Here is a 24,343-nt window from a genome sequence, read left to right as displayed (position 1 = left end):
GCGGCGCAGTTTTTGCGATATTTCGTTATTAAGTGAGGTATGGTTAAGATACTATCGAACATAATAAATCAGTGTAATTACTATACCTGAGGCTCTAATTTTGCTATTTTTTGCCAGCGAAAAGGGGATTTGTTCTTTTTTTATTGAGAAACACCAGAGATAACTTTTACTGAGCCTGAGATAATATATGAAAACATCTCTGTTATCACAGAAAATGCCATTCGTTGCCATAATAGGCTGGCTGTTGCTTTATTATGTGACAGGTGAGATTTCAGAAATTCTCACGCCACCTAACGCTGAAATTTCCGTTGTCTGGTTTCCTGCCGGAGTAGCAACGACGGCATTTCTATGTATGCATAAACGCCAATGGCCAATATTGTTATTTGGCTTCATTGTGTTAAATCTTTTTTTAGATGGCTTTGATAGTGAAGCTATTCTAATTTCAGTTCTTTACTCTATTTTAGGGGTACTTTCCTGCATTATTATTGCTTGGATTGTACGCAAATATGCCCATCAAGATGATGATTTGCATATTATCTTATTATGGCTATTTACCATCATCATCGTCAGTTTGTTAGATGCGGTATTGTTTTCGGTCAGCATGTATTGGTTGGATCATACTTCGATTAAAAATATCTTTTGGGATGGATTTATTGCTGATATTACGGGGAATATATTTGCTACAACAGTGATGATGGGGTTAATAAATACCCGATTTAAAACGATAACTAATTTGCGGATGCATTTAATTTGGGGCGTCGTCGTTCTTGGCTTACTGATTATGAGTACTATCTTGATATTTAATGATAGTGCAATACAACTGTATAACGCCTATTTCCACCATCAACGTAATCTTATTCGGCTATCTTTGCTGTGTATCCCTGTTTTATTTGCCGTTATTTTATCCTTGCTCTGGGGGAACCGTGGGGGGTCATTAGCATTATTAGTGCTTGCCACTATCACTATCTATTATACCAGTAATCGACAAGGGCCTTTTTATCTTCACGGCTTGTTTCGTCATGAGTCTCTTTGGCTTATTCAAGGTTATTTGACAGTAATATCGCTATTAATGGTATTTTTGCGCGTTGTGACGCGTAGCACTCAACGGATCGATGAAAATCAAGGCATCTATACTCGACAGCATCTTGTTTATCAATTGAATTTAAGCGATGGAACGATTGAATGGGGAAACTCAAATAACGGTATTCCTGATACAGATATTACTGCATGTTCCAATATTAAGCAGCTTATCGAGGCCATTCATCCTGAGGATCAGGAAAAACTTAATCAGCATTGGTATTCACAGCAGCATCATGCTGTTCTTCCCACAATACTATTTCGTTTTGCGGATAGCGATGGCCACTGGTGGACGATAGAAGATCGTGGCAGTGTATTTTTTGGTAGCAGCGATCCCATGATGGTTGTTGGTAATTGGTTTATTTCAAGTGAAGTTTCTTGAAATTGAGGTCATAACAAGGGATAGGTGATGCTACAAATTGCATTATTACTCTTTGGTGCGGAGTTCATCAGAGGAAAAGCTCATTACCTTTGGGGTATAGGGAGCCTTTGGTGTTTGATGGGTATTTTTATTTTTATTGATGGCCTTGATGGGAATGCTTTCTTCCCGATACATCTCTTTGGTTTGTTATTATTACTAGAAAGTTTGGTGACATTAAGTGTCGCTTCGAGTGGGGTTGGTACCCAAAAAGCAATACTCTTTTTTAAAGGTTGCCTATTTCTGTTTTGCGCACTGGTTATATTAATCAATCAAAAATTTAGTAATGTACTGCTATCAGCAATGTTTGGCTTTGCTTACTTTTTTACTGGTTTATTTGTGGTCGTGTCTGCATGGGTTGTTCGTTTCCCCGGATGGCAATTGGTCATGATATGGGGAGGAATTGAAATATTTTTTGCATTCTTTCTGTTTACGCATCATCAAGCCACTATCTCCTTTTTTCTCGGATTTTTAATGATAGGAAGTGGTTTAGGTTGTTTGCGAATTGCATTGCGCGCACGTTATATTCGGCGGGGAACAGCAATATTTGAGCTTATGCGTCCGAGGCCTATGTCATTTAAAAAGACAGGCGCTACCGCAACGAATACGACGGCTTCAACGGCAGATACTTTGAAGCAAAAAATAGATCCTAACTCAGTTTTAACGGTCCATATATGGACACCGGAAGGCTCTGCTAATCAGCGTCCTGTGCCACGCCCAATTATTAATCGCTATATTGCCGCAGTTGATGCCGATGGCGTTATTTCAACAGGGCATGCCGCATTAGAACTTTATCCCTATATCTATATTAGTTTATATCCAGCGGAAGATATTGACCGTTCTCCTTCAGAGTTTTTTAGAATATTGAAGGCAACGGCTGCTAATAATGTGCCGGGGCGTTTCTTACCTGATTATCAAACAGAAGCTTCAGAATGGTGTGATTCAGATAGGAGGATCACTTTCGAGGTTTATAACTCAGCATCATTGATAGCTTTTTGGGAAAAATATCGGCAGCACCCAGTTTATAATCTGACATATCAAAATTGCTCTAGCAGCGTTGCGTATGCGTTAGAGGCTGCATTGGATGGAGTTTTATCTATCCAGAAAAGAAGCAGTTTTTTGGGAGTATTAAGTGTACTTTGTATGCCTGAATTATGGATAGCCGCTCAGATACGGCGTCGCGCACGGATGATGGCCTGGACTCCAGGATTGATGATGGATTATGCACGAGCATTACGCGCTATCGTCCATCCAGCGCCTATACCGTGGTACAAGCGCATACCATGGCGGCGCACGTCATAGCATTATGATGAATCAATAATCTATTTTATTTAACAAGGGAGCGATGAGCTTCCAAAATGAGTCAAAGAGGTCTTTATGCTGAAAGTATACGCAATCTTAATGGTGTCTATATTAGCTGAAACAGCAGCGACAACCATGATGAAAGCGTCTGATGGATTTACCCGCTTGGTGCCGAGTATTATTGTTATCGTAGGTTATGCCGTCTCTTTTTATGGCTTATCGCAGGTCGTAAAAAGTATGAATATTGGCATCGCATATGCGATATGGGCAGGAGTTGGGATATTCCTTGTTTCGGTATTATCGTTCTTTGTTTACAAACAGAAACTCGATCTTCCAGCATTAATTGGACTAGGGTTCATTGCATTGGGCATTATTATTATCCAACTGTTTTCAAAATCGGTTATTCATTAAGCCAGTCTGGTCAAGAGCAGTATGCGGAGGTACTGTATCTTCACGTTAAGAGACTACGATTAAACGACTGATAATAATAAAAAATAAATTTTTCTATAAAATTTGAGCTGGCAGGGTTGAAAAGTGATGAGTCGTCCCTATGTATATTTATGGGTGATAGGTACATCCACTTAATCTCATTAATACTGAAGGAGGAATTATGGCTAACATTAAACCTTTTTCATTATTTCCAACAATTTCTGATAGCTTACTATCTAATCGGTTTGATCAGATAGACCGTTTATTCAGCCAACTCACCGGAAGCAGGCCTATTGCATCACCGGTTCAGACCTATGATCTGAAACAGATTGATGATAGCCATTATGAGCTTACGGTTAGTGTTCCTGGATACCAAGAAAGCGATTTAACTGTTTCATTAAAAGGTGGTCGATTATTGGTAGAAGGGAAACGAGAAGAAAAATCTCAGGAAGATAACGAAAAGTGGCTTCACCGTGGAATATCCTACGGTCAGTTTACGTTGCAGTTTGACCTAGGTAAAAATGTAAGGATAGAAAAAGCGGATCTATCAAGAGGGCTTTTAACGGTGGCCATTGAGTATGAATTGCCGGAAGAAGAGAAACCGCAACTGATAGCAATAGAAAATAAAGATAAAAATTAAGTAATTGATATAGAGTTAGGTTATTAGGCTACACATAAGGTGTAGCCTCAATCTGCAACCCTACCAGCTGGTAGGGTTTTTTGCATTTTATTGTTGCAACTATTTACTCATATTCACTCATTGATAATTAAAAAGTATTGATGATGAAAAGAATATTTTTAGTTGCGTCTCTATTTCTATTGGCGGGAAAAGATACAGCCAGACTTTGAAGACTCCAAAAGCAAACTTTTACCCCGCTTAAATTTTAGATACAAAAAAACCAACCATAACAGGTTGGTTTTCTTAGGGAATTCTGGTCGGCATGAGAGGATTTGAACCTCCGACCCCCGACACCCCATGACGGTGCGCTACCAAGCTGCGCTACATGCCGAACTGCGATTAATACTACTCATTTTCCCCATGAAAGCAAGACATTGATTGCACGACTGATTGATTTTTAAACGTTAATTTTCATTAAAACGCTTAAGCTCTGTGAAAATCTTCAATAACTGTGCAAGATCAGGTTTTTGGTCTTTAACTTCTCGACCTTGCAGGTCATAGATACTAAATTGACCGTTATGATCCATATATAGGGTCGCACTATTGGTCGTGATCACTACATCATTGTCATCGCCGGTAATAACCCACGGGTATTTACGTTCTGGGCTAAATAAATCTTCCCCTTGGCTATAATCCTCAGGCGAGTTAGACACATGCAGTAACCGTTGCATAATCGTCGTCAATACGTCTTGGTGGCTTGTCAGCTTATCAATTTGTTGACTCGGTGTATTAGGCCAATAGATAAGCAGTGGAACCTGCATTTTTTCCCGCTCAAAACGTTTATTACTAAACCAGTTTGTCGTGTCAGATTGTTCAGCATTATTATAATTTGCTGTAATAATAACAATCGTATTTTTCAAGCGACCATCACGTATCAGTGACTCTATTACTTGATTGATTTGTTGATCCGTCTGGTTACTTCCCGGTTTACCTTTAATATTTAAGAAGGAGAACCAAGGCGATTCATTTTTTAAACCTTTTAACCAGGAATCCCACTGAGAAATTGTTTGTGTATCACTATCAGCCGCTTTTGCAGGTAATGAATAATCGGCCAAGATAGCTTGACGGAAAAGCGGGGAATTAAAGCCATCGGTAGAGAATAGGCCGAATTGATACCCTTGTTTCTGCAATGCTTGGATAAGCACAGAGGCATACCGCTCATTAAGAATATTATCAAAATAGCTGGATGAGATACCATAAAATAGGCCAAAGAGAGCAGTATCGTTACGTAAACCCGTCGTATAGTGGTTGGTGAATTCGGTACTCATCTCTTTAAATGATTTCAGCGATGACATGCTATTTTGCTGTGTTTTATTGCCTAAATCATCAACAACAACTAACAGCAGGTTATAACCCATACCTTGGTCATAGTAGCTGAGCGGTTTTAATGGATACTGGATTTTTAGTGCAGTAGGGCTACCTTGTTGGAAAACACGATTTTGATGTTCTGATAAGTCCAGCAGACCGTATTTATCAAGCAGTTTCCTTGCCGTCATAGGTTGTGACAGCGGGTAATTATAACGCTGCATGGTAATGGGGCGATAGAAATTAGCATCAGACCATGCATACATTAGGTGCGACATAATAAAGGTCGCAATAAATATCCCCGCAAGTGGCTTACCAAAAGTTTGCCTGTTCAAACTGCGTAACTTTTGCCAACTCCACGTTGCAAATAGCATTTGAACGAGAAAGATAATTGGGATGGTGATAAACATGAGTTGCCACTCGCGAGCCATTTCACCTTTGTCAGGGTTGATGACAAGATCCCAAACTTGTGGCGTTAGGTGTAGGCCAAATTGGCTAAATACCCGAATATCAAAGAGTAATAATGTGGTGCCAACGGTGGCAAGGGCAACACAAATCAGCCTCAGCAGCCGCTGAGACATCACAATAAAGGTCAGAGGAAAGACAATGAGCAAGTAGCAAGCAAAAACGACAAAGCTAAAATGGCCAATCCAACTGACGAAGGCAAAAATACGCCCAGCTAGCGTATCAGGCCAATCGAAAATAAACAGATAGCTACTGCTTAGCCCAAGGCTAAGCAGTATATTGAAAAGTGCAAACCAGTGCCCCCAACTTATCATTTGGGAGACTTTGTCACGGTAGCGCTGCTGGGTCACCATACTGTTTATTTCATTAGTCTATTTAGTGAGATTGATCTTCTTTAACAGAAGACAACAAAGCGTTGGCGAAAGAGTCTGCAATCATTTTACGTTGAGTTGGCGCAACAGACGTATTAAGCAGATTGGTCACCATATTGCCTAACACCATAAGTGAAAGATCTACAGGAGTATGGTTTTTTTCTAACACGCTGACAAGTTCAGCAAGCAAAGTTTCAACTTTTTCATCACTATAGCGAGATGACTGTGGCATAAATTTCGACATCCTAAATTAGTTAAAGCTCACCTATGATAGCGTATAGCGGGATGTTTTTCTTCATTCTTCGCAAGAAATTTATATTCAAGTGAGAATAATGCTTATTAAGATAATTTGAATGAGTATTAGTTCAATTTTGCTAAGTAAAAATAGGTAGAGATGACGGTTTCAGTTGCAGATAAATAGCATCGGTGTTTGAATACGCGCGACAATATTTCTGCTTGAACAAGGAGCCTACAATGAGTCTGGAAATTACCCAGATAGCTTTACATCAGTTGATCAAACGCGATGAACAAACACTCGAAGTGATGTTACGTGATTCTCTGTTGTCAACCGATAACGTTGTGCAAGACATGATGGCAGAATTACACCGAGTATACAGTGCGAAGAGCAAAGCGTTTGGCGAGTTTAACGAAGAGAGTGAGCTGGCGGACGCATTGAAATTATTGCGCAAAGGTGAAGAGGAGTTTCTCGGTTTTAGCCGTGCAATGACCGTGCGCTTAAAAGATGAATTGGCAAAATATCCCTTTGCTGAAGGGGGCGTGGTGCTCTTTTGTCAATATCGCTACCTCGCGGTTGAATATTTATTAATCGCGGTATTAAGCAGCTGTGACAGTATGTTCGTGACAGATAACCTCGATTTATCGACGACACATTATCTGGATATCCCTCATGCAGATATTGTAGCGCGTATTGATTTAACTGAGTGGGAAACGAACCCAGAGTCAACCCGTTACTTGACCTTTTTAAAAGGGAGAGTAGGGCGCAAAGTCTCTGACTTTTTTATGGACTTTTTAGCGGCGTCAGAAGGTCTAAATGCAAAAGCTCAAAATAAAGGCTTAGTACAAGCGCTAGATGATTTTTGTGATAATGCTCAGATGGATAAAAATACGCGTCAAGCGTATCGTCAGCAAGTCCATAATTATTGTACTGAGCAGTTGCAATCAGGGGAAGAAATTGAATTACAAGCGCTATCGAATGAGCTGCCGGTAGTTGAGGAACAAAGCTTCAGTGATTTTGCTCGCCAAAATGATTATCAATTAGAAGATAGCTTTCCCGCAGATAGAGGTACGTTAAAGCAACTGACCAAGTTTTCTGGTAGTGGTGGTGGAATAACGATCAGTTTTGATGCATTACTGATGGGAGAGCGTATTTTTTGGGATCCAGTCACAGATACATTAACGATTCGAGGCACTCCGCCAAATTTGCGGGATCAACTGCAACGTCGTAGTGGCAAATAAGGTAACCACTAAAAATAAATAACGCCGCAATTGCGGCGTTATTTACTCGGCGTCCCGATAAATTCTAAAGCTCGGCTTGTGGCTTTAATTAAACGCGCAGGAAGTCAATGTGCGTCACTTTTGGCTTGAATGGGTGACGTTGAATTGCCTGAACTTTGACTTTAGTTTCTTTACCATCGATAACCAGGCTCAGAACTTCATAAAATTCTGCTTTGCCTTCTTGGTTAATCACTTCATCATGGTTAAGAGTAACAGAGATAGCTTCTTGGTTGCCACCGTAAACGATAGCTGGAAGCTGGTTTGCTCTGCGCAGGCGGCGGCTCGCACCCTTACCCTGCTCTTTACGTGCAATTGCATTAATAGTTAACATTACTATTTCTCTATACAAGAAAAAAATAAAATCCTGCTACAGGCGACCCAGCAGCAGGTTCGAGATTTGGCTTGTTGATGTGTAATTCGCTGACGCGAAACATCCAAGCGGGCGGCATTTTAACGGAAAACCGTCTTTACAGCAATCATAATCTAATCAATATCAGGAGTAGAGTTGGTCGGCAACTCGAAAACGCCCTTGATAATCAAATATTTTTTGGCGGATCTCCCAATAACTTTCCTTCTTACGAGCCACTATAAATTGAGGATAACGTAATAAAGCCTGCTGAGAGATAATGTCATTAGCCGAAGACCAATGAAAAGGAACGCCTGGCGCACGGAAATGTTCCCGCAAGAAATGGTATTCAAAAGCACGGCGTTGCGCCTGCGTATGCAAACGAAAGCGTTCCGAAACGGAGGTGCCATCTTCATCATAGTACGTGATTTTTAGCCATTCACCTTTGTTATCAGCACCATTGGTTAGTGCCATGCCGCCGCAACGTAAGATCAACGCATCTTTTAATTTCAAAGCCGCTTTTAGCATATCGTCAGGATCAGATAATACCCCATCGCATTTTTGGCAGCGGCGAGCGGCAATATCGTTTTCTGCACCACAATGAGGACATTGTTTAAAACGAAAACGGTACTCACATTGCTGCTTTTGACCTAATTCATTCTCTTCCCAGCCTTGGCAGCGGCGACCATAATGCTCGATAATTTGCCCATCTTCGGTGCATTTTCCCCAAAAAGTATTAGCAAACTGACAAAGAGGGCAGAATACCTGAACGGGAACACTGTTGGTGTTAGGCTTAGTTGAACCTACTTCAGGGCGAAAGAGGTCGTGAGGATTCCCTGCATAGTCTAAGATCAGGCACTCGGTTTTTCCCGGTGAAAGGCGCAAGCCTCGGCCTACAATTTGCTGGTATAAACTAACAGATTCTGTTGGGCGTAGAATGGCAATAACATCGACATGCGGGGCATCAAACCCTGTTGTCAGAACAGAAACGTTGACTAAAAAATGCAGCTTTTTCTGCTTAAACTGCTGAATAATAACCTCTCGCTCTATCGCGGGCGTCTCGGCGGTAACTAAGGCGGCGGTCTGTTCAGGTAAATAGCCGAAAATTTCTTTTGCGTGTTCAACGGTAGCGGCAAAGATCATACAACCTTGCCGCGGTAAGGCGTATTCAACAATTTGAGCGACAATTTTAGGTGTAATACGTTTTTGTTTCTTAATAGAAAGGTTTAATTCTTGTTCATTAAAAATGCCGGCGGAACTGAGAGAAACTTGGCTAAAGTCATACTGTAATACTGGCATATCAAGGCGTTCGGGGGTGACTAAGAAATGATTTTTAATCATGTAATGCAAAGGTAACTCATAAATACATTCATGAAAAAAGCAGTTCTCATCGCCTCTTATCATGCCGTGATAATGATATTGATAGATCCATCCTGAACCGAGTCGATAGGGAGTGGCGGTTAAACCTAGGATCTTCAATGCAGGGTTGTACTGACTAAGGTTATTGATAATTTGTTGATATTGGCTTTTCTCATTCGCGCTAATACGATGACATTCATCAATGATAATTAAGGAGAAATTATCATTAAAACTGTCTAAGTTTCGCGCAACGGATTGTACGCTGCCAAAGACGACTTTGCTTTGGGATTGTTTGCGATTTAAGCCAGCAGCGAAAATATCAGCCTCAAGGCCATAAGCGATATATTTTGCATGGTTTTGTTCTACTAATTCTTTGACGTGAGCAAGAACCAATACTCTTCCTCGAGCTAAGCGAGCAAGTTCGGCAATGACCAAGCTTTTTCCTGCTCCCGTTGGTAGCACAATCACGGCAGGTTGCGTGTGTTGGCGAAAATAACGAACGGTCGCATCGACAGCTTCTTGTTGATAGGGACGAAGGACAAAAGGCATATTATTCAGTATTAATTAAAAATAGTGAGTCGCTTAATGTAAAATTTAGGTTAACACAATGGGTTGAGCTAAAAACACGTGTTAATTTTGAGACGCTATCACTTGTAGTTAGTTATTGATATAATAAAAGATGTGAGCACAATCACAATAACCTTTCAATTTTATTTCTAACAACTTAGTTGTCTTTAGGCACTAAGTTACTATTCCATCAAATTAAGAGTGTTTATGCGACTGGATAAGTTTTTGTCCCAGCAATTAGGGATTAGCCGGAGCCTAGTGGCGCGAGAGCTGCGTGCCGGAAAAGTCACTGTAGATGATGAAATTGTCAAATCAGGTGCGGTACAAGTCAGCCCTGAACAAGTTGTCGCTTATGAAGGCAGTGTTTTAGTGCATGTTACAGGCCCGCGTTATTTTATGTTGCATAAGCCTCAAGGCTATGTTTGCTCAACAGACGATCCTGCACATCCCACCATTCTCTATTTTATTGATGAGCCGCTGGCAGACAAATTGCACTCAGCAGGGCGCCTTGATATTGATACCACAGGGTTAGTATTGCTAACCGATGATGGTCAGTGGTCACATCGCATAACCTCTCCCAAGCACCACTGCGAAAAAACGTATCGAGTTGAGTTAGAAAACGACATTGCTGACGATGTTGCAAAACGCTTTGCCGAAGGCGTCATGCTAAATGGCGAAAAATATCCAACCAAGCCAGCTCAGTTGGAGGTCATCTCTCCAAAAGAAGTGCTATTGACCATCAGCGAAGGGCGCTATCACCAAGTAAAAAGAATGTTTGCAGCAGTAGGAAATCATGTTTGTGGGCTACACCGCGAGCGTATTGGTGATATTTGGCTCGATGATGATCTTGCTCCCGGCGAGTATCGTGAGTTAACTGAAGACGAAATCAACAGCGTTATCGTTCCGCGCTAACGATAAATTATTAATAAAAATAAATAAAATCGTTTCTGGTGTGCGACATATCTTTAAGGTGTGTCGTATCAGGCGAGAGCGAGATAGGAGTTTAAAGAGTGCAACAGCAAAAATCATCCTACATAGGGTTGATATTAATATTAGGCTTATTATCAATGCTTATGCCTTTAGCCATTGATATGTATTTACCTAGCTTTTTAGTGATGGGTGAGTACTTCAATGTCGATGAAGGGCGTATCCAGATGACGCTTAATAGCTATATTTTTGGCTTTGCAATTGGGCAGCTATTTTATGGTCCAATGGCCGATAGTCTGGGTCGTAAGCCTGTGATTTTAGGCGGCGTCATCGTATTTGCCATCGCCTCAGCAGCATGTGCGCTTTCTGAATCAATCGAATCACTCATCTTGTTTCGCTTCCTACATGGTTTTGCTGCTGCGGCGGCTAGTGTTGTGATCAACGCATTAATGAGGGATATGTTTACGCGTGATGAGTTTTCACGCAGTATGTCATTTGTTGTTTTAGTGATGACAATAGCTCCACTATTGGCACCGATTTTAGGTGGCAAGGTGATGTTATGGTTCTCATGGCATGCCATTTTTTGGAGTATTTCGATAGCGGCCGTGATTGCGGTTATTTTAGTGAGTTTATTTATACGTGAAACGTTACCTGTTGAGAAACGGCAACCCTTTCATTTAGGTAATACATTAAGGCAGTTTGCAACCCTTTTTCGTGCCAAAAAAGTGCTGTTTTATATTTTAGCGAGTTCATTTTCATTTGCGGGAATGTTTTCATTTTTGAATGCGAGCCCGTTTGTTTATATTGAACTGAATGGCGTGGCGCCAGAAAATTTTGGTTACTTTTTTGGTATTAATATTATTTTCTTATTCATTATGACCACATTTAATGGTCGTTATGTTAGGCGCTTTGGGGCAGAGCGCATGCTCTACCTAGGGATCATTGTCCAATTCACCATGGGAATTTGGTTACTGGCGACTACGGCAATGGATGTTGGCTTCTGGGCTCTGGTGCTTGGTGTGGCGATTTATGTCAGTGGGATTGCAATGATAACCTCAAATGCAATGGCGGTAATTTTAGATAATTATCCACATATTGCAGGTACGGTTTCCTCATTAGCGGGAACAATCCGTTTTTCCATTGGGGCTTTGATAGGAACTTTACTATCGATGATCCCCGCTAAGTCAGCATGGCCGATGGTTGGCTCTATGGTTGCGTGCGTGGCTTGCTCAATGCTATTTGTTTTATTGGCGAAACGCGCCAAAAAATAAATTAATCCAATAAGACTGGCTGTTTCATGGATGAAACAGTGGTTTCCTTCGTACTTATTTCATTTCGTGACCATCTCTTTTTATATAGTGTTAAGCAAAAATTAATTACTCGGTAAAACCGAATTTTTTGCCAGTAAAATTGGAAAGTATGAATAAAAATGATCTAAATCAATAATCATTTGATAGTGATTTGTTAAATTTGTGTATTAAACTCAGGTAATTGCAGTTAAGTCATAAGTTGGTGGAGTTAGTGAGTTTTCTTCAAAATTACTCAGCTTATTATTAATGCCCGTTTAATAATGTAAAAAAAATGACTAATAGTTAGTCTCGGTGTTGAGTTTTAAGATCAAAAAAAATTTAAAATTTAACATTCATAGTAAAAAAATGTGCATGCAAGGATTTATGTCACAAAAATTTAACGACACGAGTAATGTTTAATGTTATATTTAGGTATGTATATTTAACAAACCCGTTACTTTTGGGCTTTGTCGCGAATTCGGTTTGAACGAAGTTTGATATCGTTTACTGACCTCTAAACATTTATTTAGAGGAGGGAGAGTCAAAGCTTAAGGCTCGTAGGTATCTCGCCATAAAGGCAGCCTCAGCGAAGCGTTGATTAAGTAAATAGCCTTCGTTCAACGAACACTATGATGGTTTAGGTAGCAATAGGAATTTGTTGTGGAAAAATCAGGTCTTTCGGTTGTGCACAGGCTGCCGCAAAGTTACCGCTGGTTATCTGGGAAAATAGGCACGGACGTTGAAGTCGTACCTACAGATGACTTCGATAGCGATAAACTTGTGGGGCTGAAATTACTCAGCCATGACTGTGCTACAGATTGCATTGCAATGAAGCAGTTGTCAGAATCATTGTCTGAATTGCAAATTGAAAGTGCGATTTTAGAATGGCAAAAAGAAATTTGCCTCTTTATTCATGCTAGTGATGAACTTGCCGCCATGTGCCGCTTAAAGGCGGCTGGTGTTGCTATCGCGGAGCTTGAGTCAGGTTTTTATTCATCCTAACATCGCTATTGAACGCAATAAAAAAGCTTCCAGTTTTTAACTTGGAAGCTTTTTTATTGGCAAGGAATTTAAAAAGGTATTATCGGTTATGAACCATTAATGATGCGGCGACCAGCGTAGTACCGTTTGCTCCAATACTCATTAGTCATTTCTGATACGATAACACCACTGCTGGTAGAGGCGTGAACAAACTTATTGTCACCAATATAGATACCAACATGCTTCATGCGGCGACCGGTTTTAAAGAGAACCAAGTCACCTGCTTTTAAATTGTTACGGTTAACACTCTTACCGGAAGACTCTTGCTCTGAGGTCGTACGTGGTAAGGCAACACCAAATTGTTCAATAAAGGTACGTTGCACAAAGCTTGAACAATCAATACCACTTTTTGTTGTACCGCCAAGACGATATCTCACACCTTTCCAATTTGCATATTGATTCATGATCTTCGATTTGGTATCGACGCTTTGAACGAGTTGTTCGAACTCATCTTGAGAAGCCATTGCTAACGAATCGGAAGAACCATTTAACATACGTGGTTCAGAATGAGTGGTACGTTGAGCATTTCTTGAAGAATCAGGGGCAGTACAAGCTGACAGTGTCGCGGCAATTGCTATTGCTGGTATGATGCGAAAAATGTTGCGCTTAAATTTTTCAGATGTTGCCATTATTGTTAATATCCCTTGCCATTTCTTATTGTGTTTTTTTCCACACAACAAACGTAAACTTATCCCTGTGAAAAGCGCATTTTACAAAATGCGACACTGGCTTTTCACAGAAAGCGTTTAATACAGAACAACTAAAACTTGTATATGAGCAAAACGACGATTTGCTGCGTTGGCGACACATCTGTTATGTCAACATAACAACAAACTGTTAAACACTCACCGTTAGAGTTTGGCAGTTGCATACTTATTTCGCCAAACATAGAGAGCATACATAAACGAAAGCAAAATGGCGAGTTAATAAGGTAATAATTTACAAAACATTATATTAAGCATGGATGTGTATCATCTTTTGTACATTTAGAGTTAAAAAAGTGTGTGTGTTATCGTTAGGTACTCAAATAATCGAGTAAAAATAACGATCTAGATCACGCTTTGAGTGAAACAACATTTGCTTAATAGCATAACAGCGTCTACAGGCTTTTTTGAATTGTAAAGAAGTTTAAATTTTTCTAAATTGAATAATCTAATACGATGGTGAAGCATACGATATTGCGCCGCAAGATCAAAGCAACGCAATATCGTTTTGCCACTAGTTTATTTGCATATTAGCCAGTTTGACGTGATATTCTCTTAGCATTCGCTGTTCAAAATCGGTAAATCGACGAGTGAGTGTGGCTCGAGCGATTGTAGATGAAAAGTAGTCGACGGGAATTAAGGTCGCACAACCTAGATTATCAATGATAAAAAATTGGCCGTGGGGTTTATAGCCTAATTGATAAACAATATTGTAAGGCTTTAATGCCATTGTCACTATTGCATCTTTAAAAACAGTCTTTTTAAAAATATCATAGGCAATTCTCATATTTTTTTGATGTTTTAAAAAAGCATTTTTATTTTTTAAATAATAATCCAGCGTATTGGATACATTTCCCGCTTTATCTTTTATTAACTGAAATACGTAGCCTGTACCTAACGTGGTTTTTTGAATGCCATAATAATGGGCAATCGCATCTGATGATGATTTATTTCGGTAAATTCGTTTGTAATACTTAATTTCACGTATTGTTTCTCGATCATCTCTATTTGAATGATGAACTTTGACACATAAATCATCACGCTCAGGATGCTGATAACATGCACGTTGCCGACCACTTGCAATCAAGAGGGATGGCGTCAATTCGATGGTTTTTGAAAGTAATGTTTTCATAGTGAATTAGGTTATAAGTCTATTAGTGATCATAACGATTATTGTTAAGGCTTCTATTTCTAAAAATATCCGTACTAATTTTAATAGATTAAACCTAATGGGAGTTGCAATATGTGTGATCGTCTCAAATTTGTGATCAACTTAACTAATTATGTGTTATTTCTTAGAGTTTGAGAAAAATAAAAAACTACGACTGTAAGTTAAATATTGTTTCATTCATTCAAATTAAGATTCGGTTATTCAGTAATAAAAAGTAAAAAATTATTACAGATATAAATAATTCATCGCAGATGACGATAACCTAATTTTAAGCGGATGACTTTTATGAAACTTACAGCAAATAAAATTTCTTTGACAGCGCTATTAGCAATAACCATTTTTAGCTTTTTTCCTTTTGGTAGTGTTCAAGCAAAAGAAAAAAACTATGTTGGCGGTGGAACGATTACCTTTATCGGTGCAATTGTTATGCCTCCATGTCAAATTGGTGCAATTGATGGGCATATTGAAACCACATGTTGGTCTAGCAATAAAGGTAAACCAGAAATAACAAAAACGTCTTTAAAAAAATTGAGAGTAGGCATCCATGAATTGCCTAATAGTCAAGGCACTCAAAGCTTTAAATGGATAAATAAAGAACAGACGTTGGGTGTGTATACACTGACATATAACTGAATAAAAAAACTTAAGCGGTTTATTAGGTAGGAAGTTAGTTTAATTTGTTTAAGAAAAAGAAAGCCCTATGGGCTAATGCCCATAGGTGATATATCTAATTAATCGCAGCGGCCCATATAGCGGCGTTCAGGAATATGAATACGAATTTTTTCACCACTCGTGAGGTATTCAGGGACTTGAACCGTTAGGCCTGTTGCCATTGTTGCAGGTTTTGTTCGCGCACTGGCTGAAGCACCTTTAATTGCAGGTGTTGTTTCTACAATAACCATATCAACGGTTTGTGGAAGTTCGAGCGCCAATACTTGCCCATCCATCGTGAGCACCTGCATGCCAGGCAATCCCTCTTCAGGGATAAATAACAGCTCCTCTTCAATGTCTGCACGTTTAAAGAGATAAGGCGTATAGTCTTCATTATCCATGAAAACATATTCATCACCGTCGATATAAGAGAAGCTAACAGCGCGACGAGTTAAAGAGATGGTTTCTAAAATATCATCACCTTTAAAGCGTTCTTCGACTTTTTGGCCAGTCTTAATATCAGTAAAGCGCATTTTATATAAAGTACTGGCGCCACGAGCGCTTGGTGCCTGAATATCGATATCTTTAACCAAGAGCAGCTTGCCGTTGTAACTCACCGCAAACCCGCGTTTGATCTCATTGGCTTTTGCCATAAATAACCTTCTTTATTATCGTCAGAAAAGAGTGCGACAAAATTACTCGCAGATAGGCGATTAGGCAAGATAGGAAACGTACTTTTCAATAAAAAAAATCTCCCCAACGGTGATGTTGGGGAGGGTATCATCAGTAAACAGGCAGTAAACCAGATAAGGAGAGTATGTGTGCTACGGCATTAATGACACCAAACAAGATAACAAATAGGATGATACCAATGCCGCCAGGCGCCCTATAACTGTTATTCGGGAAACGCTTACGACTTGCCCTTGCCATCAGCGCGGGCACAATCACTGCCCAAATAGTGGCAGCGAGGCCTGCAAAGCCAATGGCATAAATAAAGCCATTAGGAAAAGCTAGGGCAAATACAGCCGGTGGCAGGAAAGTGATTAAGGCAGATTTTAAACGGCCTTGTTTGCTATCGTTGAATTTAAAGAAGTCAGCAATAAAGTCAAACAGCCCCAAAGATACACCTAAGAATGAACTTGCCAGTGCCATATACGAGAACAAATTCAAAAACTTCGAAATAAAATCGCTGTTGGTAGACAAATTCATTTGCTTAAGCAGTGCACCAATATTATTGCCGTCCTCACGAATTTGGATAAAGGCAGAGCGTGGAATATTCCCTTGGACCGCATACTGCCACAAGATATAAATGGCAACGGTGATAATCGCACCATAGACAAGGCTACGAACCACAGAACGGCTATCTTTATTATAGTATTTTACAAGCCCAGGAACGTTACCGTGATAGCCGAACGATGTCAGCAAATAGGGCAGTGCAGCGAGGGCATAAGGTAAATAATGTGTATTGCCTTGATCGACTTGGTTAAACAGAATCGAAGGTGAGGCTGTGGTGACCATACCGCCAACTGACATAATAAAGGTGATAACCATACCACCAATTAAAATGGTACTTAAACGGTCGACGGCACGCGTAGATAGCCAAACAACAAAGGCAACCAGAAGTGCGAAGAACAATCCAGAAACGGCTTGTGGAACGTCCATTTTTATATAGGAAGATAAATTTTCCGAGATAATCGAGCTACCCGCGGAAATATAAGCATACGTTAAAATATAAAGGACAAAAGTAATGGATAGCCCATTAATTGAGTTCCATACAGGCCCAAGTAAATCTTTAACCATGGTATGAAAACTTGCGCCAGCAGGGTAATTCATATTGGCTTCTAAAATCATTAATCCTGAAAGCAGCATACAAAAAAAGGTATACAGCAAAAGTAGGATAGAGCCTGTAAACCAGACACCGGAGGTCACCATGGGGATTGAAAACATACCAGCGCCAACGGCTGTACCCGCGATGATCATCGCCCCACCTAAGATGGAGGGCTGCTTATTTGTTTTTACTGCATCAACAGACATGGAAACTCCCGATTAATGTTTCTTTGTACTAGCTTAATGATACAGTTGAGACATGTTGATGTAAACAATAATTAAAGCACAAATAGGTAAAATTAAGAGTAGTAATAATAGGTTGGGTGATTATTGTACAAATAGCCTTGAGCTATTTGTACCTGAGTAAAGCGATTAAGCGGGGTGATGATAAAATTGTTGGTTTAGCCAAAGGTCAATGGCATTACGGCTAGCCTCAAAATGGGGTTCTGGGAGTTCATTCGGGGATACCCACATCAAGCTTTCGCACTTATCTTTTTCCATGATTTGCGGCTCGATATCGCCATTATATTCAACATGCATGCAGATAGAGACAGTATGTTTACCTTCTTGGTGATAGGTATTTATATTGTTACTAATACCAAAAACCGTTGGGGCGGTAATATCAATACCAATTTCTTCTTTTATTTCACGAATAGCACAGGTTTCGAATGATTCCCCAGCATCGACATGCCCCCCAAATATTGACCAATAAGGTGCGTGCTTGCTGCTGCGTTTGCCCATTAAAATTTGGCCTTGTGAATTCGTGATAATTACGCCAACACCAACGACAACGCCATCAACAGTAGACATCAACTTCTCCTTTCTTTTTTTATTCTATTCGGTGCGATTCTGCCAGTTTATAGCAGAAAAACAATCAGGAAAAACTACAAATATCACTGAAGCCATTGTGTTTTAATGGTATAACTATGGCTGCATACACATGACGATAATGATAAGGGAGATTCGAGGTTATGACTCGCCGGGTTGCTACAATTACATTAAATCCTGCCTATGATCTTGTTGGGCTATGTCCATCAATCGAAGTCGGTGAAGTCAACTTAGTGAAGACGGCTAGCCTCAATGCAGGAGGCAAAGGCGTTAATGTCGCGAAAGTTCTACGAGATCTTGGTATTGATATCACAGTTAGCGGCTTCATGGGGAAAGATAACCAAGAAGAATTCCAACACTTCTTTAGTGATAATGGTATGGCAAACCGCTTTTATATGGTGTCAGGACGCACAAGGATCAACGTAAAGCTGACAGAAGATAATGGTGAATCGACAGATTTCAACTTTTCTGGCTTTGAAGTCAGTAAAGAAGATTGGAACCGTTTCTCAACGGAGTCACTCAATTGGTTAGGCCATTTTGATATGGTGGTGGTGAGTGGTAGCCTACCAAATGGGATTGATCCCGAAGAATTCACTCGTTGGATGAGCCGCTTGCGTCAATTATGTCCATGTATCATTTTCGACAGTAGCCGTGAAGCATTAAAAGCAGGGTTAAAAGCCTCGCCTTGGTTAGTAAAACCCAATCGCCATGAATTAGAAATGTGGGTGGGTCGCAAGTTACCTGAATTGAAAGATGTCATTGCGGCAGCACATGAATTACGCGATAAAGGCATTTCTCATGTGGTTATCTCGCTTGGTGAAGAAGGGGCATTATGGGTGAATGCTTCAGGCTCTTGGTTAGCTAAACCGCCTCGTTGTGAAGTGATCAGCACGGTGGGGGCTGGTGATTCAATGGTTGCAGGCCTCGCTTATGGCTTACTGAATGGTGAATCTAGCGCACACACATTGCGTATGGCCACGGCTATTTCAGCGTTATCCGTATCACAGCCTGATGTTGGCTTAAAAAATCGTAATAAGCTTGCCGATATGATGGCAAAAATTGAGATGGAATCACTGTAAAACGATAAAGGCGGAGGAGGTTAACTCGCCGCCTTTATGCTTTATAGATAGTGACTGGTTATTTTTGCTGTGACTTTAGCCAAGCAATTTCTTGGGGCCAAATATCTGGATTAATGGTTTCAAGGATCAGAGGGATACCATCGAAACGAGGGTCTTTCATTATGTAACTAAAAGGTGTGTAGCCTATATTACCTTCCCCTAAGCTATGGTGACGGTCGACTCGGCTGGCAAACTCACTTTTGGCATCATTTAAGTGCATACCTTTGAGGTACTCAAAACCAACAATGTCAGAAAACTGTTTGAAAGTCTCTTCACAAGCCTCCTCTGTTCGCAAATCATAGCCTGCTGCAAAGGCGTGGCAAGTATCAATACAAACACCTACTCGGCTTTTATCATCTACATCTTCAATGATTTTTGCTAAATGTTCAAAACGATAGCCTAAGTTTGAACCTTGCCCCGCCGTATTTTCGATGACGGCAATGACGCCTTGAGTTTCATTTAGGGCGATATTGATAGATTCGGCAATACGAGCTAAGCAATCATCTATATCGATTTTTTTCAGGTGGCTGCCAGGGTGAAAATTGAGTAGATCAATACCAAGCTGCTCACAGCGTTGCATTTCGTCAATAAATGCGATGCGTGATTTTTCTAACGCTTCTTGCTCTGGATGACCTAAATTAATTAAGTAACTGTCATGCGGTAAAATTTGGTGCTTACCATAACCGTACTTTGCACAGTTAGCCTTAAATTTTTCAATCACCTCCTCGCTAAGAGGTGGGGCTTTCCACTGGCGCTGATTTTTGGTAAACAGCGCGAATGCCGTAGCGTTAATTTCATGAGCGCGAATAACAGCTTGATCAACGCCTCCAGAAGCGCTGACGTGTGCTCCAACATATTTCATTCTTGACTCCTTCTTTTATGAAGAAGTATGCCATTAATAGGCGAATAAATGAAATCAACAAAAAGGCCGCATTAAATGCGGCCAAATTAAAAAATGAACAAAGAATTTATAGGATAGTCTGGATAATGGCATTGATGGCGAAACCACCAATGATTAGCCATACAAATAAGATAAGCGCCATCAATAATGGTTTGATCCCCGCCTGACGTATTGCACTAACATGAGTTGTTAAACCGAGGGCAACCATGGCCATCGCCAACAATACGGTATCTAACGTGATAATGTGTTTTACTATTTCTGTCGGTATCAAATTGAACGAGTTGAACGCAGCGACCAGAATAAAGATAACGGCAAACCAAGGGATCGTGATTTTGCTTTTTTGGGCTGTTTGTCCTTTAGCGATCGCAGAGCGGCGGCTCAAATAAGCAGATAAAATAATTAAGAAGGGTGCAAGCATCATCACTCGGATCATTTTGGTGATCACGGAAGCATTCTCTGCGTCAGGGCCGATAGTGTGACCGATAGCGACGACTTGAGCGACTTCATGCACTGTTGAGCCAATATAAATACCAAAGGTGTCTTGGGTCTGTGTGAACCAACCAAAATGTGCATTAAGTTGATAAAGCCATGGATACACAAAAATGGCGATAGTACCAAAAATCACCACCGTTGAAACGGCGACGGCAACTTTACTGGCAGAGGCTTTGACAACAGGCTCTGTCGCCATAACCGCTGCGGCTCCGCAAATACTGCTACCTGCACCGATTAAAAAAGTGGTTTCATCATCGAGTCCAAACACCTTTTTACCTAACCAAAAGGCCAACAAGAAAGTGGATGCGAGGGTAAGTGCATCAATGAGCAACCCTGTGGCACCAACATCAGTAATTTGTTGGAATGTTAGGCGAAAGCCATAAAGTATGATCCCCGCACGTAAAAAATAGTGTTTGGCAAATTTGATCCCCTCATCGCAACGATGACTAATAGCAGGGTAGATTGTATTCCCGACGATGATGCCTAATAAAATTGCCAATGTCAGGGCGCCTAAACCGACATCAATAAACCATTGCTGCTCTCCAAGATATATCGAAATTGCGGTTAAAACTCCCGCTAAAATAATACCTGAAATTAGTTTTAGAGCTGGGTGCTGTGCGCTCTGTACTAACGTTTTTGTATTGCTTTTATCCATAACTTTACCTTTAGTTACGACTAATACCCTTCATAAAAGCAGTTTATTCAGGGTATAGATAATTTTGGAATAAGCATATAACAAAAACTATAATAATTTAAATTGATTGTTTATATATAATCCATCTGAATTTCTGGTTATAAGTTTCTTCTGGTAAGTTGGTAATAAATCGTTAATATTAACAATATTATTACAAACTCTAGTGAACAATGTTGGGGCTACCTGTATGCGAATAACACTTAGGCAACTCGAGGTATTTACGGAAGTACTAAAAAGTGGCTCCACGACGCAAGCATCCCAATTACTCGCTTTATCGCAATCTGCTGTAAGTGCGTCGTTGACCGACCTTGAAGGGCAACTTGGAGTACAACTGTTTGATCGAGTAGGCAAACGGCTTGTGACTAATGAGCATGGTCGGCTGCTCTATCCCAAGGCATTGGCGTTGCTTGAACAAGCGTTGGAAGTAGAACAATTATTCAAAAAAGAGATGGGGGCGGTGCGTCTCGCTGCCAGTACCACAATTGGTAATTACATGCTGCCATCACTGCTGGCGGAGTATCGTCGTGACCACCCGACGATCCCATTAGAGTTAAATATCAGTAATACAGAGGAAGTTATTAAAGCGGTGATGGAATTTCGCGCTGATGTGGGTCTTATTGAAGGCGTGTGCCATAGCCCCGAGTTAATTACCGAACCATGGCTAAAAGATGAATTGGTGATATTTGCGGCTCCTAGTAATCCATTGGCGGGAAGAACACTCACCTTAAAAGAGTTACGTGATGCGCCTTGGGTGCTGCGTGAAAGAGGCTCAGGTACACGAGATGTGCTCGATCAGCTGTTATTTGCTCATTTACCGGGTTTTCATATTTTTATGGAGCTTGGTAATTCGGAGGCCATTAAGCATGCAGTTCGCTTTGGTATGGGGATCAGTTGCTTATCAAGACGCGTTATTGAGGAGCAATTGACGAACGGGTCGTTAGTAGAGCTAGAGGTTGAAGGGCTACAGTTACAGCGAACACTGTATTTGATTTATCACCGCCAAAAACATTTATCTAATGCAATTAAAAACTTATTAGATTATTGCAAGTAATGTGTTGCTGATTTAACAAAGTTTATGGTTCGTATAAACCCAAATGGTCAACAAGGTTGTTATTTGAACTATGATGCATAGGATATAAGTGTTTTACTAATAATTCCGTTGGGATTATGAAGGTATCTTATAACTGCCAAGAGTTACTTAGTTCTGACAGGATGTTTTGCTAGAATTCCTTCAATATTGATTAAATAAAGAAAAACAGGGAACAGATGTCAGAACAACAAACCACTACGGTACAAGGTAGCGGACAAAGCAAATTACGTCGTGAGTTGAAAGCTCGCCATCTTGCAATGATTGCCATTGGCGGCTCCATTGGCACCGGCCTCTTTGTTGCATCCGGTGCAACCGTTGCACAAGCAGGTCCCGGCGGGGCGCTTCTTTCTTATGCAATTATCGGCTTAATGGTCTATTTTTTGATGACCAGCTTAGGTGAACTTGCGGCTTATATGCCAGTGTCAGGTTCTTTCGCGACCTATGGCGCTAAATATGTTGATGAAGGTTTTGGTTTCGCATTAGGCTGGAACTATTGGTATAACTGGGCTGTAACTATTGCTGTCGACTTGGTTGCCGCGCAACTGGTCATGACTTACTGGTTCCCTGATACGCCAGGTTGGATTTGGAGCGCAATATTTTTAGCCGTCATTTTCTTACTGAACTATATTTCTGTTAAAGGGTTTGGTGAGGCAGAATATTGGTTCTCACTCATTAAAGTGACAACCGTTGTTATTTTCATCGTTGTCGGCGTATTGATGATTTTTGGTATCATGAGTGGTGCTGAAAATGCGGGATGGCATAACTGGACCATCGGGGATGCACCATTTGCTGGTGGTTTCTCTGCCATGATTGGTGTGGCGATGATTGTCGGCTTCTCTTTCCAAGGAACCGAACTGATTGGTATCGCCGCGGGTGAATCTCAAGACCCTGCGAAGAATATCCCTAAAGCAGTACGTAAAGTATTTTGGCGTATCCTTTTGTTCTATATCTTTGCAATCTTGATCATTAGTTTGATTATTCCATATACAGATCCTAATCTACTGCGCAATGATGTTAAAGATATTAGTGTTAGCCCATTTACCTTAGTATTTGAAAATGCTGGGTTGCTATCGGCAGCAGCAGTAATGAATGCGGTTATTTTAACGGCGGTACTATCGGCAGGTAACTCAGGGATGTACGCCTCAACACGTATGCTGTATACCTTAGCCCGTGAAGGTAAAGCACCACGCATTTTTGCTCGCCTCTCAAAAGGTGGGGTACCGCGTTATGCGCTATTTGCCACTACGGTAATTGCTGCTCTGTGCTTCCTAAGTTCAATGTTTGGTAACCAAACTGTCTACTTATGGCTACTGAATACTTCAGGTATGACAGGGTTTATTGCTTGGTTGGGGATTGCAATTAGCCATTATCGTTTCCGTAAAGGTTATATTGCGCAAGGTAAGGATATTAATGACTTACCTTATCGTTCGGGCTTCTTCCCAATTGGTCCTATCTTTGCTTTTGTTCTCTGTTTAGTGATTACATTAGGGCAAAACTATCAAGCGTTTTTAGAAGATAAAATTGATTGGGTAGGGGTTACAGCCACTTATATTGGTATTCCATTATTTTTAGCAATTTGGTTTGGCTATAAAATAGCCAAAAAAACGTCAATTATTCGTTATAAAGACATGGAATTCCCAAGCTACCGTGAAAATCTGAATAAATAATTGCTTAAATTATTTACACATATTCAATAACAGTAAGTTATAAATAAAAATGCCAATCAACAATGAACTGGGGTCAGTTCGAACGTTGATTGGCATTTTTTATAATGGGA

Annotated in this window: 23 protein-coding genes and 1 tRNA gene; 12 read left to right on the top strand and 12 right to left on the bottom strand. The window is 40.5% G+C overall.

Annotated elements, in window-relative coordinates:
- Positions 1-187 precede the first annotated feature (187 nt).
- From PSE69_RS04480 to PSE69_RS04465, 4 genes are all read left to right on the top strand, one after another.
- The gene (locus PSE69_RS04480) at positions 188-1,459 is read left to right on the top strand and encodes an MASE1 domain-containing protein (protein WP_004920914.1); all 1,272 of its coding nucleotides are present in this window, start codon (positions 188-190) and stop codon (positions 1,457-1,459) included.
- 27 nt (positions 1,460-1,486) lie between these two features.
- Complete coding sequence (locus tag PSE69_RS04475; RefSeq protein WP_121874541.1) at positions 1,487-2,797, top strand: MFS transporter; 1,311 nt, start codon at positions 1,487-1,489, stop codon at positions 2,795-2,797.
- Positions 2,798-2,875: 78 nt separating this feature from the next.
- Entirely contained in the window at positions 2,876-3,208 is a 333-nt protein-coding gene (locus tag PSE69_RS04470; RefSeq protein WP_376738364.1) for a DMT family transporter, read from the top strand.
- A 199-nt stretch (positions 3,209-3,407) separates the two neighbouring features.
- Positions 3,408-3,866, top strand: coding sequence for an Hsp20 family protein (locus PSE69_RS04465; RefSeq protein ID WP_004920908.1), 459 nt, complete (start codon positions 3,408-3,410; stop codon positions 3,864-3,866).
- 293 nt (positions 3,867-4,159) lie between these two features.
- Here PSE69_RS04465 and PSE69_RS04460 read toward each other — a convergent pair.
- The 3 genes from PSE69_RS04460 to PSE69_RS04450 all read right to left on the bottom strand — a co-directional run bounded on the left by PSE69_RS04460 (position 4,160) and on the right by PSE69_RS04450 (position 6,278).
- Positions 4,160-4,236: transfer RNA gene (locus PSE69_RS04460), tRNA-Pro, on the bottom strand.
- Between the two features lie 73 nt (positions 4,237-4,309).
- Positions 4,310-6,028: an LPS biosynthesis-modulating metalloenzyme YejM gene (gene yejM / locus PSE69_RS04455; RefSeq protein ID WP_121874542.1), complete on the bottom strand. Its 1,719-nt coding sequence runs from the start codon at positions 6,026-6,028 to the stop codon at positions 4,310-4,312.
- A gap of 22 nt (positions 6,029-6,050) precedes the next feature.
- Positions 6,051-6,278, bottom strand: coding sequence for a YejL family protein (locus PSE69_RS04450; RefSeq protein WP_014656193.1), 228 nt, complete (start codon positions 6,276-6,278; stop codon positions 6,051-6,053).
- Between the two features lie 242 nt (positions 6,279-6,520).
- On the opposite strand from PSE69_RS04450, the gene yejK reads away from it, so the two are divergent.
- Positions 6,521-7,522, top strand: coding sequence for a nucleoid-associated protein YejK (gene yejK / locus PSE69_RS04445; protein ID WP_004920902.1), 1,002 nt, complete (start codon positions 6,521-6,523; stop codon positions 7,520-7,522).
- Between the two features lie 88 nt (positions 7,523-7,610).
- Here yejK and rplY read toward each other — a convergent pair whose 3' ends face one another.
- Positions 7,611-7,892, bottom strand: a complete 282-nt coding sequence (gene rplY, locus PSE69_RS04440; RefSeq protein ID WP_004920900.1) for a 50S ribosomal protein L25 — start codon at positions 7,890-7,892, stop codon at positions 7,611-7,613.
- Positions 7,893-8,054: 162 nt separating this feature from the next.
- Positions 8,055-9,815, bottom strand: a complete 1,761-nt coding sequence (locus PSE69_RS04435; protein WP_121874543.1) for a DEAD/DEAH box helicase — start codon at positions 9,813-9,815, stop codon at positions 8,055-8,057.
- Between the two features lie 225 nt (positions 9,816-10,040).
- On the opposite strand from PSE69_RS04435, the gene rsuA reads away from it, so the two are divergent.
- The 3 genes from rsuA to PSE69_RS04420 all read left to right on the top strand — a co-directional run bounded on the left by rsuA (position 10,041) and on the right by PSE69_RS04420 (position 13,051).
- Positions 10,041-10,745 (top strand): 16S rRNA pseudouridine(516) synthase RsuA, encoded by a 705-nt coding sequence (gene rsuA / locus PSE69_RS04430; RefSeq protein ID WP_004920895.1) that lies wholly within the window; start codon positions 10,041-10,043, stop codon positions 10,743-10,745.
- 98 nt (positions 10,746-10,843) lie between these two features.
- Positions 10,844-12,031: a Bcr/CflA family multidrug efflux MFS transporter gene (locus tag PSE69_RS04425; protein ID WP_272675047.1), complete on the top strand. Its 1,188-nt coding sequence runs from the start codon at positions 10,844-10,846 to the stop codon at positions 12,029-12,031.
- Positions 12,032-12,709: 678 nt separating this feature from the next.
- Entirely contained in the window at positions 12,710-13,051 is a 342-nt protein-coding gene (locus PSE69_RS04420) for a hypothetical protein (RefSeq protein ID WP_004920891.1), read from the top strand.
- An 86-nt stretch (positions 13,052-13,137) separates the two neighbouring features.
- Here the strand turns inward: PSE69_RS04420 and mepS are convergent, their stop codons facing one another.
- Together mepS and PSE69_RS04410 are read right to left on the bottom strand one after the other, a co-directional pair.
- Entirely contained in the window at positions 13,138-13,719 is a 582-nt protein-coding gene (mepS, locus tag PSE69_RS04415; protein WP_121874544.1) for a bifunctional murein DD-endopeptidase/murein LD-carboxypeptidase, read from the bottom strand.
- A gap of 589 nt (positions 13,720-14,308) precedes the next feature.
- Positions 14,309-14,926 carry a YrbL family protein gene (locus PSE69_RS04410; protein WP_004920888.1) on the bottom strand — a complete coding sequence of 206 codons (618 nt, stop codon included), beginning with the start codon at positions 14,924-14,926 and terminating at the stop codon, positions 14,309-14,311.
- A gap of 324 nt (positions 14,927-15,250) precedes the next feature.
- Between PSE69_RS04410 and PSE69_RS04405 the strand changes: the two genes are divergently transcribed.
- Positions 15,251-15,598 (top strand): hypothetical protein, encoded by a 348-nt coding sequence (locus PSE69_RS04405; RefSeq protein ID WP_036940824.1) that lies wholly within the window; start codon positions 15,251-15,253, stop codon positions 15,596-15,598.
- Positions 15,599-15,696: 98 nt separating this feature from the next.
- Here the strand turns inward: PSE69_RS04405 and yeiP are convergent, their stop codons facing one another.
- The 3 genes from yeiP to PSE69_RS04390 form a co-directional block, all read right to left on the bottom strand.
- Positions 15,697-16,269: an elongation factor P-like protein YeiP gene (gene yeiP / locus PSE69_RS04400; RefSeq protein WP_004920883.1), complete on the bottom strand. Its 573-nt coding sequence runs from the start codon at positions 16,267-16,269 to the stop codon at positions 15,697-15,699.
- 130 nt (positions 16,270-16,399) lie between these two features.
- A complete protein-coding gene (gene mtr, locus PSE69_RS04395; protein WP_053109893.1) occupies positions 16,400-17,650 on the bottom strand; it encodes a tryptophan permease in 1,251 nt (416 codons plus the stop codon).
- 165 nt (positions 17,651-17,815) lie between these two features.
- Positions 17,816-18,253, bottom strand: coding sequence for a nucleotide triphosphate diphosphatase NUDT15 (locus PSE69_RS04390; RefSeq protein WP_004920878.1), 438 nt, complete (start codon positions 18,251-18,253; stop codon positions 17,816-17,818).
- Positions 18,254-18,414: 161 nt separating this feature from the next.
- Between PSE69_RS04390 and fruK the strand changes: the two genes are divergently transcribed.
- The gene (gene fruK, locus PSE69_RS04385) at positions 18,415-19,350 is read left to right on the top strand and encodes a 1-phosphofructokinase (protein WP_004920877.1); all 936 of its coding nucleotides are present in this window, start codon (positions 18,415-18,417) and stop codon (positions 19,348-19,350) included.
- 58 nt (positions 19,351-19,408) lie between these two features.
- Here fruK and nfo read toward each other — a convergent pair whose 3' ends face one another.
- Together nfo and PSE69_RS04375 are read right to left on the bottom strand one after the other, a co-directional pair.
- On the bottom strand, positions 19,409-20,251 hold the full coding sequence (gene nfo / locus PSE69_RS04380) for a deoxyribonuclease IV (protein WP_004920874.1): 843 nt from the start codon (positions 20,249-20,251) through the stop codon (positions 19,409-19,411).
- 106 nt (positions 20,252-20,357) lie between these two features.
- Positions 20,358-21,437, bottom strand: a complete 1,080-nt coding sequence (locus PSE69_RS04375; RefSeq protein ID WP_121874545.1) for a YeiH family protein — start codon at positions 21,435-21,437, stop codon at positions 20,358-20,360.
- 226 nt (positions 21,438-21,663) lie between these two features.
- Here PSE69_RS04375 and yieE point away from each other — a divergent pair, with 226 nt between their 5' ends.
- Together yieE and PSE69_RS04365 are read left to right on the top strand one after the other, a co-directional pair.
- A complete protein-coding gene (gene yieE / locus PSE69_RS04370; protein ID WP_040133253.1) occupies positions 21,664-22,527 on the top strand; it encodes a DNA-binding transcriptional regulator YeiE in 864 nt (287 codons plus the stop codon).
- A gap of 215 nt (positions 22,528-22,742) precedes the next feature.
- Entirely contained in the window at positions 22,743-24,233 is a 1,491-nt protein-coding gene (locus PSE69_RS04365) for an amino acid permease (RefSeq protein ID WP_004920869.1), read from the top strand.
- Positions 24,234-24,343: the final 110 nt, after the last annotated feature.

Origin of the sequence: Providencia sp. PROV122, from assembly GCF_028482365.1 — a bacterium.
GTDB classification, from domain to species: Bacteria; Pseudomonadota; Gammaproteobacteria; order Enterobacterales; family Enterobacteriaceae; genus Providencia; species Providencia stuartii.
This window is presented reverse-complemented; position numbering and strand designations above follow the sequence as displayed.